General features: G+C 67.7%; 14 protein-coding genes. 9 read left to right on the top strand and 5 right to left on the bottom strand.

The features are described from left to right. Nucleotides 1–4: 4 nt before the first annotated feature. On the bottom strand, nucleotides 5–454 hold the full coding sequence (gene gspG / locus OEJ36_RS13135) for a type II secretion system major pseudopilin GspG (RefSeq protein ID WP_021217637.1): 450 nt from the start codon (nucleotides 452–454) through the stop codon (nucleotides 5–7). Between the two features lie 282 nt (nucleotides 455–736). Between gspG and gspI the strand changes: the two genes are divergently transcribed. Continuing rightward, entirely contained in the window at nucleotides 737–1,114 is a 378-nt protein-coding gene (gspI, locus tag OEJ36_RS13140; protein ID WP_263401856.1) for a type II secretion system minor pseudopilin GspI, read from the top strand. Between the two features lie 2 nt (nucleotides 1,115–1,116). Here gspI and OEJ36_RS13145 read toward each other — a convergent pair whose 3' ends face one another. Beyond that, nucleotides 1,117–1,545 (bottom strand): type II secretion system protein N, encoded by a 429-nt coding sequence (locus tag OEJ36_RS13145; protein WP_263401857.1) that lies wholly within the window; start codon nucleotides 1,543–1,545, stop codon nucleotides 1,117–1,119. Nucleotides 1,546–1,602: 57 nt separating this feature from the next. Here OEJ36_RS13145 and gspH point away from each other — a divergent pair, with 57 nt between their 5' ends. Beyond that, the gene (gene gspH / locus OEJ36_RS13150) at nucleotides 1,603–2,073 is read left to right on the top strand and encodes a type II secretion system minor pseudopilin GspH (protein WP_263401869.1); all 471 of its coding nucleotides are present in this window, start codon (nucleotides 1,603–1,605) and stop codon (nucleotides 2,071–2,073) included. Then, nucleotides 2,073–2,690 (top strand): type II secretion system protein J, encoded by a 618-nt coding sequence (locus tag OEJ36_RS13155; RefSeq protein ID WP_263401859.1) that lies wholly within the window; start codon nucleotides 2,073–2,075, stop codon nucleotides 2,688–2,690. Before gspH ends, OEJ36_RS13155 begins: the two co-directional genes overlap by 1 nt. A 685-nt stretch (nucleotides 2,691–3,375) precedes the next feature. Here the strand turns inward: OEJ36_RS13155 and glgB are convergent. The 3 genes from glgB to OEJ36_RS13170 are packed head-to-tail and all read right to left on the bottom strand — an operon-like array spanning nucleotide 3,376 to nucleotide 9,189. Then, nucleotides 3,376–5,571: a 1,4-alpha-glucan branching protein GlgB gene (gene glgB, locus OEJ36_RS13160; RefSeq protein ID WP_263401860.1), complete on the bottom strand. Its 2,196-nt coding sequence runs from the start codon at nucleotides 5,569–5,571 to the stop codon at nucleotides 3,376–3,378. After that, nucleotides 5,568–7,169 carry a putative maltokinase gene (locus OEJ36_RS13165; protein ID WP_263401861.1) on the bottom strand — a complete coding sequence of 534 codons (1,602 nt, stop codon included), beginning with the start codon at nucleotides 7,167–7,169 and terminating at the stop codon, nucleotides 5,568–5,570. The genes glgB and OEJ36_RS13165 overlap by 4 nt, the downstream gene beginning before the upstream one ends. Nucleotides 7,170–7,179: 10 nt before the next feature. Then, nucleotides 7,180–9,189: an alpha-1,4-glucan--maltose-1-phosphate maltosyltransferase gene (locus tag OEJ36_RS13170; protein ID WP_263401862.1), complete on the bottom strand. Its 2,010-nt coding sequence runs from the start codon at nucleotides 9,187–9,189 to the stop codon at nucleotides 7,180–7,182. 246 nt (nucleotides 9,190–9,435) lie between these two features. Here OEJ36_RS13170 and OEJ36_RS13175 point away from each other — a divergent pair, with 246 nt between their 5' ends. From OEJ36_RS13175 to OEJ36_RS13200, 6 genes are all read left to right on the top strand, one after another. Further along, nucleotides 9,436–10,956, top strand: coding sequence for a sigma-54-dependent transcriptional regulator (locus OEJ36_RS13175; RefSeq protein ID WP_043246906.1), 1,521 nt, complete (start codon nucleotides 9,436–9,438; stop codon nucleotides 10,954–10,956). Between the two features lie 533 nt (nucleotides 10,957–11,489). Then, the gene (gene gcvH, locus OEJ36_RS13180; protein ID WP_021217648.1) at nucleotides 11,490–11,864 is read left to right on the top strand and encodes a glycine cleavage system protein GcvH; all 375 of its coding nucleotides are present in this window, start codon (nucleotides 11,490–11,492) and stop codon (nucleotides 11,862–11,864) included. Nucleotides 11,865–11,875: 11 nt separating this feature from the next. Beyond that, the gene (gene gcvP / locus OEJ36_RS13185) at nucleotides 11,876–14,740 is read left to right on the top strand and encodes an aminomethyl-transferring glycine dehydrogenase (protein WP_263401863.1); all 2,865 of its coding nucleotides are present in this window, start codon (nucleotides 11,876–11,878) and stop codon (nucleotides 14,738–14,740) included. 153 nt (nucleotides 14,741–14,893) lie between these two features. Continuing rightward, the gene (locus OEJ36_RS13190; RefSeq protein ID WP_021217646.1) at nucleotides 14,894–16,270 is read left to right on the top strand and encodes an L-serine ammonia-lyase; all 1,377 of its coding nucleotides are present in this window, start codon (nucleotides 14,894–14,896) and stop codon (nucleotides 16,268–16,270) included. Between the two features lie 106 nt (nucleotides 16,271–16,376). Continuing rightward, a complete protein-coding gene (gcvT, locus tag OEJ36_RS13195) occupies nucleotides 16,377–17,492 on the top strand; it encodes a glycine cleavage system aminomethyltransferase GcvT (protein ID WP_263401864.1) in 1,116 nt (371 codons plus the stop codon). Nucleotides 17,493–18,100: 608 nt separating this feature from the next. After that, nucleotides 18,101–18,655: a hypothetical protein gene (locus OEJ36_RS13200; RefSeq protein ID WP_263401865.1), complete on the top strand. Its 555-nt coding sequence runs from the start codon at nucleotides 18,101–18,103 to the stop codon at nucleotides 18,653–18,655. The last annotated feature ends 366 nt before the right edge of the window (nucleotides 18,656–19,021 follow it).

Consider the following 19,021-nt stretch of genomic DNA (forward strand, 5'->3'; position numbering starts at 1 on the left):
CGGCCTACAACTGCCAGGAGCCGATATCGGCATTCACGCCCTCGCCCTCGGGCTGGCCGTCGGCGCCCAGGGAGAAGATGTCCACCTCGCCATTGGCGCCGGGGTTCAGGTAGTTGTAGGGGCGGCCCCAGGGGTCGTTGGGCAGGCGCTCGAGATAAGAGCGCCAGTTGCTGGAGGTGGCGTTCGCCGGGCGCTCCACCAGCACCTTCAGGCCTTCGTTCTGGCTGGGGTAGCGGCCCTGGTCGAGGCGATAGAGCTTGAGCGCCTGCATCAGCCCGCCGATGTCCTGGCGCGCGGCGGTGGCGCGGGCCTGGTCGGGGCGGTCGAGCACCTTGGGCACCACCATGGCGGCGAGAATGCCGAGGATCACCACCACCACCATGATCTCGATAAGGGTGAAGCCTTGCTGGCCATTCCGGCCGCGAACCGGGGAGCTGAACCGCGCGATATCCATCTCGACACTCCTTGGGTTTGCATCGGGCCGCGTCTTCGGGAGCCGGGCCTGTCCTTTCGCCCCGGATTGTTCCAAGCGCATATGTCACTGGTATTGAAAATCCTCGGGAGGATTTCCCCGGTACTGCGCCACGATGCCCACGCCATGGGGCCTGCGACGCGGTGCCACGGAGAACGGCGGCCGCGTTCTCCGGTGTTTCCGTCAGCGTTTCGTCAGACGCGGCCGCTAGGCTGGAGCCTTCTTCCCTGCCCTGTGACCCCCGCCATGCGCAAGGCCCATGCGATGCACCGGCAAGCGTCCGGTTTCACCCTGATCGAAGTGCTGGTGGCGCTGGCCATCGTCGCCGTGGCCATGTCGGCGGCGGTGCGTGCCGCCGGGCAGATGACCCAGGCCGATGGCCTGCTGCGCGACCGCTCCATCGCCCTGCTGGCGGCCCAGGGGCGCATGGCGGAGCTGCGCCTGGAGGAGCTGCCGGGCAATGGCCGCAAGGTGCTGGAGTGTGATCAGGGGCGCTTGCGCTTGAGTTGCGAGCAGCGCGTCACCCCCGTGGGCGACCTGCTGCAGTTGAGCATCCGCGTGCATGACCGCGAACGCGGCGGCCCGCCCCTGGCGCGCCTGGAAACCCTGGTGGCGCGTGACCGCCTGCAGGTGACGCCGTGAACTCAGCGCAGGGACGGCAGCGGCGGCGCCTCGGGCAGGCGGGCGATGGACAGGCGCTGGGTTTCGCTGCCCCGGGCGATGATCACCGCGTCCCCTTCGATGGCGTCCAGGCGCACGCCTTCGCCCAGGCTTTCGCCGGTGAGGAAGGCGCGCGGCGGTGCATCGTCGATGGCGAGGATAGCCACGGCGCCGCGCTCCCCGGCGAACAGCCCGGTGAGGCGCACGTCCAGCTGGCTGGCGCGGCTGGCGAACCATTGGGCGGCGTCGTGGGCGGCGGCCGGCACCGGCTGCGGGGCTTCGCTGCGCGCCTGGGCCTGCTGGGGCGTGGGGTCCCCCAGCAACAGCCCCCAGGTGACCAGGCCCGCCAGGGTGGCCGCCAGCGCGGCGCCCTGGACCCATGCGGCGGGGTTGAAGCGGCTGATAAGGCGCATCCGGCGGTCCTCCAAAAATTCCTGGCCCCGACGCTAGCAGCCGATCTTCACGGTTTTATTTCACCTCCTCCCGAGGTTGCCGGGCGGGCGCAACGGGGCTTCACCCTGATCGAGCTGATGGTGGTGCTGGTGATCGTCGGCATCGCCACGGCCGCCATCAGCCTGAGCATCCGCCCCGATCCGGCGCGCCTGCTGCGGGAAGACGCCAAGCGCCTGGCCCTGCTGCTGCAGACCGCCCAGGACGAAGCCCGCGCCGACGGCCGTGCCATTGCCTGGCAGGCGGACACACGCGGCTACCGCTTCCTGCGCCTGGGCGACGGCGGCGCCGATGAGCGTGCGTTCGCCGGCGACCCGCAACTGCGCCCGCGTACCTGGCAGGTGCACCCGCTGGATGTGCGATTGAGCAGCGGCCGCTGGCTGCTGATCGACGCCGAGTGGATAGGCGAGCCGGCGCGCATCGAGCTGTCCGATGGGCGCAACAGCGTCAGGGTCGTGCGTGAGCCGTCCGGCCGTATCGAGGTGCAGTGATGAACGAGCAACGGGGTTTCACCCTGATCGAGGTGATGGTGGCGATCCTGCTGATGGCGCTGGTGTCCCTGGTGGCCTGGCGCGGGCTGGACAGCGTGAGCCGCAGCGACGCCCACCTGCAGGCGGCGGCCGAACGCAACGACGAGCTGCTGCGCGCCCTCAACCAGCTGCAGCGCGACCTGGCCCAGCGCGCCACCACCGAACTGCTGGAGCCCCTGCGCCCGGACGCCGATGCGGATGCAAAACCGATCCGCTCCGGGCCACCGGCCCTGGTATTGCGTGGCGGCGGCAATGGCCCGCCGCGCCTGGAGCTGGTGCGCGTCGCCCCGTCCCGCCCCGGCCGCCTGTTGCGGGTGCGCTGGTGGGTGGAAGGCGACACCCTCTACCGCGCCGCCTCCACCCCCGGCACGCGCTACCCGCTGCCGGCCCCCGGCAAGGGCGTGGCGGTGATGAGCGGCGTAAGCGAATTCGACCTGCGCACCTGGCGCCCCGGCAAGGGCTGGGCCGCCCTCACTGGCACCCCGGTGGAAAACCCCCGGGGCCTGGAACTCACCCTCACCCGCCAGACACCACACGGCGCCGAGCATTACCGCCAGGTGATGGGGCCGTTCGAGTGATACCCCGAGGCACACCCCGTGGGAGCGAGCTCTGCTCGCGAAGCTCTTGCCAAGGTCTGTGGGAGAATTCATTCGCGATGGACTGTCCGGCCGCTCGCAGCGTTGTGCCGGTGGCAGGTCTTTCGCGGCTGAAGCCGCTCCCACAAATTGGAGCCGTCCTGGCACGAATGTAGGTTGGGTTGAGGTACGAAGCCCAACGCAGAGCCGAACCCCGCTCCGTTGGGCCTCGCTGCGCTCGGCGCCAACCTACGGCGCAGCGCCACCTTGTAGGTCGGGTGCAACCCGACGTCCCGGCACTACATCACGCGGGTTTCACCCGCCCTACGGCGATGCGGTGCATCGCTGGGCGACTGAAGTCGCCCCTACAAAATTGGAGCCGCCCTGGCACGGACGTAGGTTGGGTTGAGGCACGAAGCCCAACGCAGCAGAGCCGAACCCCGCTCCGTTGGGCCTCGCTACGCTCGGCACCAACCTACGGCACCGTGCTTATCCCGAACGACGGTGTTAACCGGTGTGTAGGGTGGATGCCGCCTCACCCATCCACCATCGCGGCCCGGTGCAACACCGTTGGTGAAGGCAAAAAGCGACCTCCACCCAACGCAGTCTGTAGCCTGGGCTTTAGCCCGGGGATACCGGCGGCCGCGCTCCCGGGCTGAAGCCCGGGCTACCGGCGACCGGGTCACCTTTACTGCGGTTTGAGGATCAGCGCGCCAAGCGGTGGGAGGTCGAGCACCAGGGAGTGGGGTTGGCCGTGGCGGGTTTCGTCTTCGGTGTGCGCTTCGGCGAGGGTGCCGGCGTTGCTGCCGGCATAGCCGTCGGCGTCGCTGTTGAGCAGCACCTGCCAGGTGCCGGGCAGCGGTACGCCGATGCGGTAGCCGGGGCGCGGCACCGGGGTGAAGTTGTGCACCACCAGCAGCGGTGCGCCGTCCTGGCCCTTGCGCAGCCAGGCGTAGACGCTGTTGGCCTTATCGTCGCCGATCAGCCATTGGAAGCCTTCGGCGACGCCGTCCAGCTGGTGCAACGCGGGCTCGGCGCGGTACAGGGCGTTGAGGTCGCGCAGCAGGCTCTGCACGCCCAGGTGCTCGCCGTAGCGCAGCAGGTACCAGTCCAGCTCGCTGTCGTGGCTCCATTCGCGCCACTGGCCGAACTCGCAGCCCATGAACAGCAGCTTCTTGCCCGGGTGGCTCCACATGAAGCTTAGGTAAAGGCGCAGGTTGGCGAATTTCTGCCAGCGGTCGCCGGGCATCTTGTCCAGCAGCGAGCGCTTGCCGTGTACCACTTCGTCGTGGGAGATGGGCAGGATGAAGTGCTCGGAGAAGGCATAGAGCAGGCCGAAGGTCAGCTGGTGGTGGTGATGGCTGCGGTTGACCGGGTCTTCGCTGGCGTACTTCAGGCTGTCGTGCATCCAGCCCATGTTCCATTTGTAGGCGAAGCCCAGGCCGCCCTCGCGGGTGGGCCGGCTGACCCCGGGCCAGGCGGTGGATTCCTCGGCGATCACCAGGGCACCGGGCGCCTCGGTGGCGACCACGTCGTTGAGGTGGCGGAGAAAGTCGATGGCCTCCAGGTTTTCACGGCCGCCGTGGCGGTTGGGGATCCACTCGCCGTCCTTGCGCGAGTAGTCGCGGTAGAGCATCGAGGCCACCGCATCCACGCGCAGGCCATCGATGTGGTAGGCGCGCAGCCAGTGCAGCGCCGAGGCCAGCATGAAGCCGTGCACCTCAGTGCGGCCGAGGTTGTAGATGTAGGTGTCCCAATCCTGGTGGAAGCCCTCGAAGGGGTGCTCGTACTCGTACAGCGCCGTGCCGTCGAAGCGGCCCAGGCCGTGGGCGTCGGTGGGGAAATGCGCGGGCACCCAGTCGAGGATGACGCCGATGCCGGCGCGGTGGCAGGCGTCGATGAAGGCGGCGAAGTCGCGCGGGCTGCCGTAGCGCGACGTCGGCGCGAACTGCGACAACGGCTGGTAGCCCCAGGAGCCGCCGAAGGGGTGCTCCATGATCGGCAACAGCTCGATATGGCTGAAGCCCAGTTCCTGCACATAGGGGATCAGTTGCTCGGCCAGTTCGTGCCAGCTGAGCACGCGGCCGTCGTTGCCGCCCTCCTTGCGCCAGGAGCCGACGTGCACCTCGTAGATCGACAGCGGCCGGTCATGGGCCTGGCCACGCTGGCGGCCGTCCATCCAGCCCTGGTCCTGCCAGTGGAACTCCAGCGGCGCGGACACCACCGAGCCGGTGGCCGGCGGCAGTTCGGTGGCCAGGGCCACCGGGTCGGCCTTCAGCGGCAGCACGCCGTGCTGGCCGAGCAGCTCGTACTTGTATACCTCGCCCGCCTGCAGGCGCGGCACGAACAGTTCCCAGACCCCCGCCGGGTGGCGCAGGCGCATGGGGTGGCGGCGGCCGTCCCAGCCATTGAACGCCCCCACCACTGAAACCCGCCGGGCGTTGGGCGCCCAGAGAGCGAAACGCACGCCGGGCACGCCGTCGTGCTCGGTGAGCTGGGCACCGAAGACCTTGCCCAGTTCGCGGTGGTTGCCCTCGGCGAACAGGTAGAGGTCGGTTTCGCCCAGCAACGGGCCGAAGCTGTAGGGGTCTTCGGTTTCCTGGAAGCCCTCGCCCCAGTGGATGCGCAGGCGGTAGCGGTGCAGGCGCTCGGGCCGGGCGATGAACAGCCCGGGGGTGGCGGATTCCACCAGGCGGCCCATGGACTGGCCGCTGTCGCCGTCCAGCAGCTCGACGCCCAGGGCACCGGGCAGGTAGGCGCGGATCACCGGCCCCTGGTCATCCTGGTGCGGGCCGAGGAAGGCGAAGGGGTCGCCGTGCTCGGCCCGTACCAGCGCCTCGATCTGGGCGCGGTCGGCGCCCTGCCCCATGGCTACATCGTTCATTGCGTGCTCCCCAGGAGATGACGGCCCAACTCCACCAGCCCCAGCATCGGCACATCCAGCCAATCGGGGCGGTAGCGGGCTTCGTAAAGGATTTCGTAGGCGGCCTTCTCGATGCTGAACAGCGCCAGGGCGGCGACTTCGCCGTCACGCTCGTGCCAGGCATGGGGCAGGTTCGCGGCGGCCAGCCGGTAGGCTTCGTGGAAGGCGGTGCGCGCCTGGCTGCGGTAAGTGCTGGCGATGCGCTGGCGGGCGCTGGCGGCCTCGCTGGAGGCATCGGCGCCCTGGGCGTTGCGCAGGGCCATGGCGGCGGCGTAGTCGAAGGAGCGCAGCATGCCGGCCACGTCCTTCAGCGGGCTGTGGCGGGCGCGGCGTTCTTCCAGGCTGCGGGTGGGCTCGCCCTCGAAGTCGATGATGAAGGCGTCGCCCCGGGCCACCAGCACCTGCCCCAGGTGCAGGTCGCCATGGACGCGGATGCGGATGCCACCGGCGCTGTGCCGGGCCAGCTTGCCGACCACCTCGAGCAACCCGGCCTGGTGGCTGCCCAGCCAATCGGCCAGCGCCCGGGCGGACTCGGAAAGGCCCTCGCGGGATTCGGCCACCCGTTCCAGCGCCTCGTGCAACTGCAGGCCGACGCTGTGGGCCCAGCCATTGGTTTCCGCGATATCGCTGCTCCGGTAGCCGAAGTCGGGGTTGTCGCTGGGGCGGGCCAGCACCTCGTGCATCTCGCCGAGACGGCGGCCGAGCATGCGGGCGAAGGCTTCCAGTTCCTCCAGCAAGCGGTGCGTGCTCTCCTGCCCGGATGCACCGCCAGCCAGTTCGTCGCGCACCGCGCGCTCCAGGGTGTTCAGGGTCCACTGCCAGGCATCGCCCTGGTTGCTGAGGAAGGCCTGCAGCACCATCAGCGTATGCGGCGTGCCGGCCTCGTCGACGCGGCGCACCTCGCCCAGCAAGGGCGGGATGTTGGCGAAGCCGTGTTCGGTGAGGTAACCGCCCATCTCGGTTTCCGGGTGGATGCCTGGCAGCACACGGCGTACCAGCTTGAGCACCATGCTGTCGCCGATCACCGCCGAACTGTTGGATTGCTCGGCGGATACCAGGCTGACGTCGCCGTCCAGGTCGCCGATGAAGTCCACCAGGCGCGAGGTGGGCACGAACTGCAACTCGCTGCCCTGCCAGTGCAGCACCTGGCCACGGCTCAGCTGGCGCACCACCTGGCGCACGAAGCCCGGCAGGGTGAAGGCGTCGGTGAGCAGGCCCACCTGGCGGCCCCGGTGCAGGCGCGCCAGGGCCAGGTGTTCGGGCGCAGCGCTCCCGGCCTGATGCTCGGTGACGAAAGCCAGGGGCAACTGGTAATGCTCGCGGCGCTCGCCGTCGCGGCTCTCCACCTCGGCCAGTACGCAGAGTTCGTCCGCCTCGCCGAAGGGCACGGCATAGAGCAGGCGCACCTCACCCGCCGCGTCGCCGGAGAACCAGCGGCGCCTGGGCAGGTAGGCCGCCAGGGAGTCTCCCACCAGGGAGCCGCTGGCGCCCTGGAGCAGCTCCTGCAGGTCCTGTTCGATGACCAGTGTGTGCAGCTCGGGCCGCTGTTGGTTCGCCATGGCGTTGTCCTCAGGTGGCGGCGCGGATGCGCCAGATGCCGAAGGGCTGGTGCCAGGGCTCGATGCGCATCCACTGGGTCTTGCCGTACCAGGTCCAGGTGTGGCCGTTCATCAGGTCTTCGCCCTGGGTGGCGGCATCCTCGGGCAGGCCCAGCTCCCACAGCGGCAGCTCGAAGCTGGCCTCCTGGGCGTTGTGCGGGTCGAGGCTGATGGCGACCAGGATGAAGTTGGAGCGGTCGGCGGTGCGCTTGCCGAAATACAGGATGTTGTCGTTCCAGGCGCTGTAGACCTGCAGCCCGAGGTGGGTCTGCAAGGCCGGGTTGGCGCGGCGGATGCGGTTGAGCTGGGCGATCTCGCCGACGATGTTGCCGGGGGCGCGATAGTCGCGCTGGCGCAGCTGGTACTTCTCCGAATCCAGGTACTCCTCCTTGCCCGGCACCGGCGCCGACTCGCAGATCTCAAAGCCCGAGTACATGCCCCACAGGCCGGAGCCCATGGTGGCCAGGGCGGCGCGGATGAGGAACGCGGCGCGCCCCTGGCCGTGCAGCGGGAAGGGGTTGATGTCCGGCGTGTTGACGAAGAAATTCGGCCGGTAGCAGTCGCACAGCGGCGGCTGGTTGAGCTCGGTGAAGTACTGGGCGAGCTCCTCCTTGGTGTTGCGCCAGGTGAAGTAGGTGTAGCTCTGGGTGAAGCCGACCTTGCCCAGGCGCGCCATCACCGCCGGCCGGGTGAAGGCCTCGGCGAGGAAGATCACCTCGGGGTGGGTGGCGCGGATATCGGCGATCAGCCACTCCCAGAACGGCAGCGGCTTGGTGTGGGGGTTGTCGACGCGGAACAGGGTCACGCCCTGCTCCACCCAGCCCTTGACCACGTCGCGCAGGGCCAGCCACAGGTCGGGCTGGGCATCACGGGCGTAGAAGTCGACGTTGACGATGTCCTCGTACTTCTTCGGCGGGTTCTCGGCGTGGCGGATGGAGCCGTCGGGGCGCCAGCTGAACCAGCCGGGGTGCTGGGCCAGCCAGGGGTGGTCCGGGGAGCACTGGATGGCGAAGTCGAGGGCAATCTCCAGGCCATGCTCGCGGGCCGCCTTGACCAGGGCCTGGAAGTCTTCGCGGCTACCCAGCTGCGGGTGGATGGCCTCGTGGCCGCCTTCGGCACTGCCGATGGCGTAGGGGCTGCCGGGGTCGTCCGGGCCGGCCTTGAGGGAATTGTTCGGGCCCTTGCGGTGGGTGCGGCCGATGGGGTGGATGGGCGGGAAGTAGAGCACGTCGAAGCCCATGGCCTGGATGTCCGGCAGCCGCGCGATGACGTCGCGGAAGGTGCCGTGGCGCTTGCCGTCGTTGGCCGCCGAGCGCGGGAACAGCTCGTACCAACTGGCGAACTCGGCCAGCTTGCGCTCCACGTCCAGCGGGTACAGCGGGCTGCGCACGCGATGGGGATGGGCCTCGACGCGGGTCACGGCGGCCACCGTCTCGGGGGCCAGCAGCAGGGCCACGCGCTCGTCGATGGATTGCGCCTCTTCCAGGCGTTCGAGCAGCGCCTGCAGCGTGTCCACCTGGGCCGCCGGCGCCTGTTCCAGGGCATGGCGCAGCAGCAGCTCGCCTTCCTGCAGCTCCAGCTTGATGGGCACGCCGGCACCGTGTTTCTTCGACAGTTCGTAGCAATAGCTGCCGTAGAGGTCCCACCAGGCTTCCACGGCGAATACCACACGGCCCATGCGGGACGGCACGAAGCGGGCCTGCCAGTGGTCGTTGCCGAGGAATTCCAGGGGCACGCGCTGCCATTCGGGGTCTTCGACCGGACGCCAGAGCAGCTGGCCCGCCAGCTTGTCGTGGCCGTCGGCGAAGATCACCGCCGTGACGGTACGGGCCTCTCCTTCGATGGCCTTGGCGGCGAAGCGGCCGCCTTCCAGCTGGGGCTCGACGGATTCGATGGCGATACGCGGGAATGCCAGGGCCTCGTCCAGCTGCAGCGCTCCGGAAAGACGCGCGGCGGACTCGGCGGGTGTGCTCGGGGACATCGGTCTGGCTCCTTCTGACCGGCGCATGGAGGCCGGCTGGGGCCGCGCCGGGTTGCGGAAGTGGTGTGCTAGTTCCGAACCCCCTCGGCGGGCAAAAGTTCGAACTTTCGCAAGGGGCCACCGCTGCCGTGGCGCTCTGGCACAAGGCCAGCGCGGCGCCGGGTTCCATCACGCGGCACAAGCCATGGCCCGGTGGTGCCCGGAGCGGGCATAATCTGCGGCTTTCATCCAGCGGCTCCGCTTTCCATGCGCATTCACGTCACCTTCATCGATCGCGTCGGCATCACCCAGGAAGTCCTCGCCCTGCTCGGCGGGCGCAACCTCAACCTGGATGCGGTGGAGATGGTCCCGCCGAACGTCTACATCGATGCGCCGACCCTCAGCGCCGAGGTGCTGGACGAGCTGCGCGGCGCGCTGCACAAGGTGGAAGGCGTGCGCGAGGTGACGGTGGTGGACATCCTCCCCGGCCAGCGCCACCGCCTGCAGCTGGACGCCCTGCTGGCGGCGATGACCGACCCGGTGCTGGCGGTGGACCAGGACGGCCGCGTGCTGCTGGCCAACCCTGCGTTGTTGGCCCTGCATGGCGGCGAGCTGGAGGGCGCGACCCTGGCCCAGCTGTTCGCCGACGACAGCCTGCACAACGTGCTGCGTGAACAGGGCTTCCGCCTGCCGCTGCGCGAGGTGACCCTCAAGGGACAGGCGCTGATGCTCGATGCCGTGCCCATCACCGAGGGCGAGCACCTGGCCGGCGCCCTGCTCACCCTTTATCTGCCCAACCGCATCGGCGAGCGCCTCTCGGCCCTGCACCATGACCATGCCGAAGGCTTCGATGCGCTGCTGGGCGACTCCCAGCCCATCCGCACCCTCAAGGCCCGCGCCCTGCGTGTGGCGGCCCTGGATGCACCGCTGATGATCAATGGCGAGACCGGTACCGGCAAGGAACTGGTGGCACGGGCCTGCCATGCGGTCAGCGCGCGGCACAACCAGCCGTTCCTGGCGCTGAACTGCGCGGCATTGCCGGAGAACCTCGCCGAAAGCGAGCTGTTCGGCTACGCACCCGGCGCCTTCACCGGCGCCCAGCGCGGCGGCAAGCCGGGTCTGCTGGAGCTGGCCAACCAGGGCACGGTGTTCCTCGACGAGATCGGCGAGATGTCGCCCTACCTGCAGGCCAAGCTGCTGCGCTTCCTCAGTGACGGCTGCTTCCGCCGGGTAGGTGGCGACCGCGAGGTGAAGGTGGACGTGCGCATCCTCAGCGCCACCCACCGCAACCTGGAAAAGATGGTGGCCGAAGGCACCTTCCGCGAAGACCTGTTCTACCGCCTCAACGTGCTCAACCTGGAAGTACCGCCGCTGCGCGACCGCGACCAGGACATCCTCATGCTGGCGCGCTTCTTCATGCAGCAGGCCTGCACCCAGATCCAGCGCCCGCCGTGCCGCCTGGCCCCCGGCACCTACCCCGCGCTGCTGGGCAACCGCTGGCCGGGCAACGTGCGCCAGCTGCAGAACGTGATCTTCCGCGCCGCCGCCATCTGCGAAAGCAGCCTGGTGGAAATCGGTGACCTGGACATCGCCGGTACCGCCGTGGCGCGGCAGAACGACGGCGAGGTGAACAGCCTGGAAGAAGCCGTGGAGAACTTCGAGCGCGCGCTGCTGGAAAAACTCTTCACCAGCTACCCCTCCACCCGCCAGCTGGCCGCCCGCCTGCAGACCTCCCACACTGCCATCGCCCACCGTTTGCGCAAGTACGGGATACCCGGCAAAAGCTGATATAACACCTCAACAACTACGTATATCTATCTGTTTTTGTTGATTATTTTATTAAGAATTAACACGGAGAATGGGTAGAGCGAAGCGAAACCCATTCTGTGTTCCGGCACATTCCCGATGGGTTTCGCGTTGCTCGCAGAACGCCGCCTGGCCCATTAACGGCGCAAATCTTCACCTGATTTCCACAAAAATCACCTAACTAATTGATCTATATAAAATACATTCATGGATCAACCTGATCCGTATCGATTTCGCTACAGCGTAACGACTCCGTAACAACCCGCCACGCACCCCGCCGTGTCTGCCCCTCCCTGCGCACCCCTTGGAAAACCCCTATTTTCTGTAGCGTTTTCGCTACAGCCTTCTTCGCGAAAGACGTCTCGAATTGCGCCCAACCCTTTGTTTTAACTGGGTGAAAGCATCCTGGCACCGCCCTTGCTATGAAGCCGACCAGACAGCACGGGGCGACGCCCCGTGCGGGGGTCCATAGAGCGCCTGGCAAAGAACCGGGCCACAGCACCGAGGAGTTCCGAATGAGCGAGTTGCGTTTTACCGCCGAACACGAATGGCTGCGCCTGGAGGCCGATGGCCAGGTGACCGTGGGCATCACCGAGTACGCCCAGGAGGCGCTGGGTGACGTGGTCTTCGTGCAGCTCCCGGAGCTCCAGGCCTATGAGCAAGGCGCCGAAGTGGCGGTGCTGGAATCGGTGAAGGCCGCCAGCAACATCGTCATGCCGCTGGACGGCGACGTGCTGGAGATCAACGAAGCGCTCAACGACAGCCCCGAACTGGTCAACGAAGACCCGCTCGGCAAGGGCTGGTTCTTCCGCATGCGCCTGGCCGACAACGCCGTGCTGGCCGACCTGATGGACCGCGCCGCGTACGAAGCCCTGATCAAGAACGCCTGAGGAGCCTGACCATGCCCACCCAGACCAACGCCCTCGGCACCGCCAACGAGTTCATCGCCCGCCATATCGGCCCGCGCGAGACCGACATCCAGGCCATGCTCGACCTGCTCGGCCATGCCGACCTGGAATCCCTCAGCGCCAGCGTCATCCCCGACAGCATCAAGGGCACCAGCGTGCTCGACATGGGCCCGGGCCAGAGCGAGGCCGACGCCCTTGCCGCGATCAAGGCCATCGCCGGCAAGAACCAGCTGTTCACCAACTACATCGGCCAGGGCTACTACGGCACCCACACGCCCTCGCCCATCCTGCGCAACCTGCTGGAAAACCCCGCCTGGTACACCGCCTACACCCCGTACCAGCCGGAAATCTCTCAGGGCCGCCTGGAATCGCTGCTCAACTTCCAGACCCTGATCAGCGACCTCACCGGCCTGCCGATCTCCAACGCCTCCCTGCTGGACGAAGGCACCGCCGCCGCCGAGGCCATGACCTTCTGCAAGCGCCTGTCGAAGAACAAGGCCAGCAACGCCTTCTTCGCCTCCCGCCACTGCCACCCGCAGACCCTCGACGTGCTGCGCACCCGTGCCGAGCCCCTGGGCATCGAAGTGGTGGTGGGTGACGAGCGCGAGCTGACCGACGCCGCGCCCTACTTCGGCGCGCTGCTGCAATACCCGGCCAGCAATGGCGACCTGTTCGACAACGCCGAGCTGGTGGAGCGCTTCCACGCCGTCGGCGCCCTGGTGGCCGTGGCCGCCGACCTGCTGGCCCTGACCCTGCTCAAGGCGCCGGGCGAATTCGGTGCCGACGTCGCCCTGGGCAGCGCCCAACGCTTCGGCGTGCCCCTGGGCTTCGGTGGCCCGCACGCGGCCTACTTCGCCACCCGCGATGCCTTCAAGCGCGACATGCCGGGCCGCCTCGTCGGCGTCTCCATCGACCGCCACGGCAAGCCGGCCCTGCGCCTGGCCATGCAGACCCGCGAGCAGCACATCCGCCGCGAGAAGGCCACCAGCAACATCTGCACCGCCCAGGTGCTACTGGCCAACATCGCCAGCATGTACGCCATCTACCACGGCCCGCAGGGGCTGACCCGCATCGCCAAGCGCGTGCATCAGCTCACCGCCATCCTGGCCCAAGGCCTGGCCAAGCTGGGCGTCACCGTCGAGCAGCAGAGCTTCTTCGACACCCTGACCCTGGCCACCGGCGCCCGCACCGCCGAGCTGCACGCCAAGGCCCGCGAGCAACGCATCAACCTGCGCGTGGTCGACGACCAGCGCCTGGGCCTGTCCCTCGACGAGACCACCACCCAGGCCAGCATCGAAGCGCTGTGGACCCTGTTCGCCGATGGCCAGGCCCTGCCCGCCTTCGCCGAGCTGGCCGCGACCATCCCCAGCCGCCTGCCCACCGCGCTGCTGCGCGAGTCGGCGATCCTCGCCCACCCGGTGTTCAACCGCTACCACTCGGAAACCGAGCTGATGCGCTACATGCGCAAGCTGGCCGACAAGGACCTGGCGCTGGACCGCAGCATGATCCCGCTGGGCTCCTGCACCATGAAGCTGAACGCCGCCAGCGAGATGATCCCGGTCACCTGGGCCGAGTTCGGCAACCTGCACCCCTTCGCCCCAGCCGAGCAGTCCCAGGGCTACCAGCAGCTGACCACCGAACTGGAAGCCATGCTCTGCGCCGCCACCGGCTACGACGCCGTGTCGCTGCAGCCCAACGCCGGCTCCCAGGGGGAATACGCCGGCCTGCTGGCCATCCGCGCCTACCACCTGAGCCGCGGCGACGACCAGCGCGACATCTGCCTGATCCCGCAATCGGCCCACGGCACCAACCCGGCCACCGCCAACATGGCCGGCATGCGCGTGGTGGTGACCGCCTGCGACGCCCGCGGCAACGTCGACATCGCCGACCTCAAGGCCAAGGCCGAAGAGCACCGCGACCGCCTCGCCGCGATCATGATCACCTACCCCTCCACCCACGGCGTGTTCGAGGAAGGCATCCGCGAAATCTGCGAGATCATCCACGCCAACGGCGGCCAGGTGTACATCGACGGCGCCAACATGAACGCCATGGTCGGCCTCTGCGCCCCGGGCCAGTTCGGCGGCGACGTGTCCCACCTGAACCTGCACAAGACCTTCTGCATCCCCCACGGCGGCGGTGGCCCGGGCGTCGGCCCGATCGGCGTCAAGTCGCACCTGGCGCCCTTCCTGCCCGGCCACGGCCACATGGAGCGCAAGGAAGGTGCGGTGAGCGCCGCGCCCTTCGGCAGCGCCAGCATCCTGCCCATCACCTGGATGTACATCCGCATGATGGGCGGCGCCGGCCTGCGTCGCGCCTCGCAGCTGGCGATCCTCAACGCCAACTACATCGCCCGTCGCCTGGAAGAGCACTACCCGGTGCTCTACACCGGCACCAACGGCCTGGTGGCCCACGAGTGCATCCTCGACCTGCGCCCCCTCAAGGACAGCAGCGGCATCAGCGTCGACGACGTGGCCAAGCGCCTGATCGACTTCGGCTTCCACGCCCCGACCATGTCCTTCCCGGTGGCCGGCACGCTGATGATCGAGCCGACCGAGAGCGAATCCAAGGAAGAGCTGGACCGCTTCTGCGACGCCATGATCCGCATCCGCAACGAGATCCGCGCGGTGGAAACCGGTGCCCTGGACGCCAACGACAACCCGCTGAAGAACGCCCCGCACACCGCGGCGGAGCTGGTCGGCGAGTGGACCCACCCCTACAGCCGCGAACAGGCCGTGTACCCGACCGCCAGCCTGGTGGAAGGCAAGTACTGGCCGCCGGTGGGCCGCGTCGACAACGTCTTCGGCGACCGCAACCTGGTCTGTGCCTGCCCGTCCATCGAGGCGTACCAGGACGCCTGATCGGCACGTGATCGTGGGGGCGGGTTCATTCGCGAATGAACTCGCCCCCGCGCACCGCCTTGCGCTTCAACGGTCGGGCCGCGAGGCCCGATCTCTCCCAGTGTCTACGCTGACCAATAACAACGAGCGCGATCCAGGCTCAGGAGCGACACCATGTCCCTCAGCGTCTTCGACCTGTTCAAGATCGGTATCGGCCCCTCCAGCTCCCACACGGTCGGCCCCATGCGGGCGGCCGCACGCTTCGTCGACGGCTTGCGTCGCGAAGGCCTGCTGGCGGGCACGGAAACCCTGAAGGTGGAGCTCTACGGCTCCCTCGGCGCCACCGGCAAGGGCCACGGCAGCGACAAGGCCGTGCTGCTCGGCCTCGAAGGCGAGCAACCCGACACCGTGGACACCAGCGGCATCGACGAGCGCCTGGCACAGATGCGCAAGAACGGCGAACTGCGCCTGGGTGGCGAAAAGACCATCCGCTTCGTCGAGAAGGATCACCTGGCGATGATCCGCAAACCCTTGCCCTTCCACCCCAACGGCATGATCTTCCGCGCCTTCGACGCCGCCGGGCTGCAACTGCGCTCCCGCGAGTACTACTCGGTGGGGGGCGGCTTCGTGGTGGACGAGGAAGCGGCCGGGCACGACCGCATCGTCGAAGACCAGACCCCGCTCGCCCACCCCTTCAAGACCGGCAAGGAACTGCTCGCCCACTGCGCCACCAGCGGCCTCTCCATCAGCGCGCTGATGCGCGAGAACGAAAAGGCCTGGCGCAGCCCCGAGGAAACCAGCGCCGGGCTGCAGCGCATCTGGCAGGTGATGCAGGACTGCGTGAAGGCCGGCTGCCGCAAGGAAGGCATCATGCCCGGCGGGCTCAAGGTCAAGCGCCGCGCCGCCGCGCTGTTCCGCCAGCTCAGCGAGCGCCCGGAAGCCGCCCTGCGCGACAGCCTGACGGTGCTCGACTGGGTCAACCTCTACGCCCTGGCGGTGAACGAGGAAAACGCCACCGGCGGCCGCGTAGTCACCGCGCCCACCAACGGCGCGGCGGGCATCGTCCCGGCGGTGCTGCACTACTACGCGCGCTTCGTGCCCGGCGCCAATGACGAAGGCGTGGAGCGCTTCCTGCTCACCGCCGCCGCCATCGGCATCCTCTACAAGGAAAACGCCTCCATCTCCGGCGCCGAAGTGGGCTGCCAGGGCGAAGTCGGCGTGGCCTGCTCCATGGCCGCCGGCGCGCTCTGCGAAGTCATGGGCGGCACCGTGCAGCAGGTGGAAAACGCCGCCGAAATCGGCATGGAACACAACCTGGGGCTGACCTGCGACCCGGTCGGTGGCCTGGTGCAGGTGCCCTGCATCGAGCGCAACGCCATGGGCTCGGTAAAAGCCATCAACGCCGCGCGCATGGCCCTGCGCGGCGACGGCCAGCACTTCATCTCCCTGGACAAGGTCATCCGCACCATGCGCCAGACCGGTGCCGACATGAAGAGCAAATACAAGGAAACCGCTCGCGGCGGTCTTGCCGTGAACATCATTGAATGTTGAGAGCAGCGGCAAGTTGCAAGCCGCAAGCTTCAAGTGAAAACACCGTTTCGCTGCCACCTGCTTGCGGCTTGCCGCTTGTGGCTTGCAGCTTCCGAAGGAGATTTACATGACCCTCGCAAAGACCCCCTTGCACTCCCTGCACCTTGAACTGGGCGCCAAGATGGTTCCCTTCGCCGGCTACGACATGCCGGTGCAGTACCCGCTCGGCGTGATGAAGGAGCACCTGCACACCCGTGAGCAGGCCGGGCTGTTCGATGTGTCCCACATGGGCCAGATCCGTCTGCGCGGCAGCGACGCCGCCAAGGCCCTGGAGAGCCTGGTGCCGGTGGACATCATCGACCTGCCGGTGGGCCTGCAGCGCTATGCCGTGTTCACCGACGCCAACGGCGGCATCCTCGATGACCTGATGGTGGCGCGCCTGGGGCCGGACGAGCTGTTCCTGGTGGTCAACGCCGCCTGCAAGGACCAGGACCTGGCCCACCTGCGTGCGCACATTGGCGACCGCTGCGAGATCGAGCCGCTGTTCGAAGAACGCGCCCTGCTCGCCCTGCAGGGCCCGGCGGCGGTCACCGTGCTGGCACGCCTGGCGCCCGAGGTGGCGAAGATGACCTTCATGCAGTTCGGCAGCGCCCGCCTGCTGGGCGTCGAGTGCTACGTCAGCCGCTCCGGCTACACCGGTGAAGACGGCTACGAAATCTCCGTGCCCGCCGACAAGGCCGAAGCCCTGGCCCGCGCCCTGCTGGCCGAACCGGAAGTCCAGGCCATCGGCCTCGGCGCCCGCGACTCGCTGCGCCTGGAAGCCGGCCTGTGCCTCTACGGCCACGACATGGACACCGCCACCACCCCCATCGACGCCAGTCTGGCCTGGGCCATCTCCAAGGTGCGCCGCGCCGATGGCGAGCGTGCCGGCGGCTTCCCCGGCGCCGAGCGCATCTTTGCCCAGCAGCGTGAAGGCGTCGCCGCCAAGCGCGTCGGCCTGCTGCCCCAGGAGCGCGTACCGGTGCGTGAAGGCGCCGAGATCGTCGACGCCGACGGCACCGTCATCGGCCGCGTCAGCAGCGGTGGTTTCGGCCCCACCCTGGGCGCCCCGGTGGCCATGGGCTACGTCAACGCCGCCCATGCCGCCCTCGACAGCGAGATCTGGGCCGTGGTGCGCGGCAAGCGCGTGGCGATGAAAGTCGCCAAGACCCCCTTCGTGCCGCAGCGCTACTACCGCGGCTAACGCTTCACCCTCGATGCCCCGCAGGCTCCCCCAGCCGAAGCGAGGCCCTCAAGGCGGCGGTGCAAACCGCCGCCTTTTCTTTTCCGGCACTCCGACCCAAGCCAGGGCCTATCCCGGAATGTAGGGTGGAGGTCGCTCTTTACCTCCACCGGCGATGCCCGGTGTCACAACCCAATCCCGAACCGTGGCACACCGTAGGTTGGCGCCGAGCGCAGCGAGGCCCAACGGTGGTCAATGGGAAGGTGCCAAGGCTGTTCGCGAGCAGAGCTCGCTCCTACAGTTATCGCTCCGAAGGACGATTCTTGGCACGAATCCGCGCCGCCTGGGTGCTTCTTCGCGAATGAATTCGCTCCCACAAGAGCGGGTACAGGCGGGCTTTCGCGAGGCGCTCAAATCATCGCATTAAAGATTACAAAGCACTCGTAACTCATTGATTCATATGAAATTGAAAAATCTAGAATTTACTTTAACTTCTGCCGACATCCAGTTGAAAACAGGCGATTCAGGCGCCGAAACCTCGCCGTAATACTTCTGGCATATCTCCGTCATCTCGCCGTCACACGACTCGGGCAGATTCGCCTCTCACCAATCCTGGGGAGGACCATGAAATGCCCTGCAAGAAAAACCTGATCAAATCGCTGACCCTGGCCGCGCTGGCCGTCGCCATCTCCGCCTGCAGCACCCCGCCGGCCGCTCCGGCCAAGGTCGAGGCACTGAACAACGAAGACTGGTACCAGGTCCGTACCGAGAAGGAACTGTTCGTCTTCGACGACTACGCCACCTACCGCGGCTATATCGAGAACGGCACTGCCCCGCTGAAGAAGGCCACCGGCAAGAAAGATGGCTTCGACCGCGACATCACCCTGATCCTCAAAGCCGAAGACCAGGGCAAGGAAGCCAAGACCAGCGCCCAGCGCTTCCTCGACGTGAGCCTGCCGCCGGCCCTGCCGTTCTACGGCGAGCTGCGTGACGAAGACGGCATCATTTACGTATTCAGCCGCTACGGCGACATGATCGACATGTACAAGATCGGCGAGCCCACCTTCAGCTACGTCGACATCGGCGGCGGCCCGCAAGGCCAGCGCGTGGTCTACGTCCTGACCAAGGAAGAGCCCAAGCCCGAGAAGCAGATCGCCCTGTTCCACAGCAAATACAACATGTGATCCGCTAAGCACGGTCACCCGACGGCAGCGCCTTGGCGCTGCCGTTTTCATTTGTGCGGAAAATGCCGGCGGTGGGCGAATTCATTCGCGAAGGAACCCGACACCAACCCACCCGGGAACACCCGTAGGGGCGAATTCATTGGCGCTGTCTGCGTTAGCTGTTGTGGTTTTAAAGCAAGGGCTCAAGCACGGACCTTTCCGGGCCCCAAAGGGTTTGTGCCACCTCCACCGCATGGGTTTCGCTCCGCTCTACCCATCCTACGAAAGTCCGTGCGCACCACGTGGTGATGCGCTGGACGAAGAAAGGTGGGGCAGCCGCCAACGCCCCTCCAGGAGGCCGAACGCAGTCGTTGCGCAGGGGGACGA

It is taken from the genome of Pseudomonas sp. PDM13 (assembly GCF_025685765.1).
Classification (GTDB): domain Bacteria; phylum Pseudomonadota; class Gammaproteobacteria; order Pseudomonadales; family Pseudomonadaceae; genus Metapseudomonas; species Metapseudomonas solani.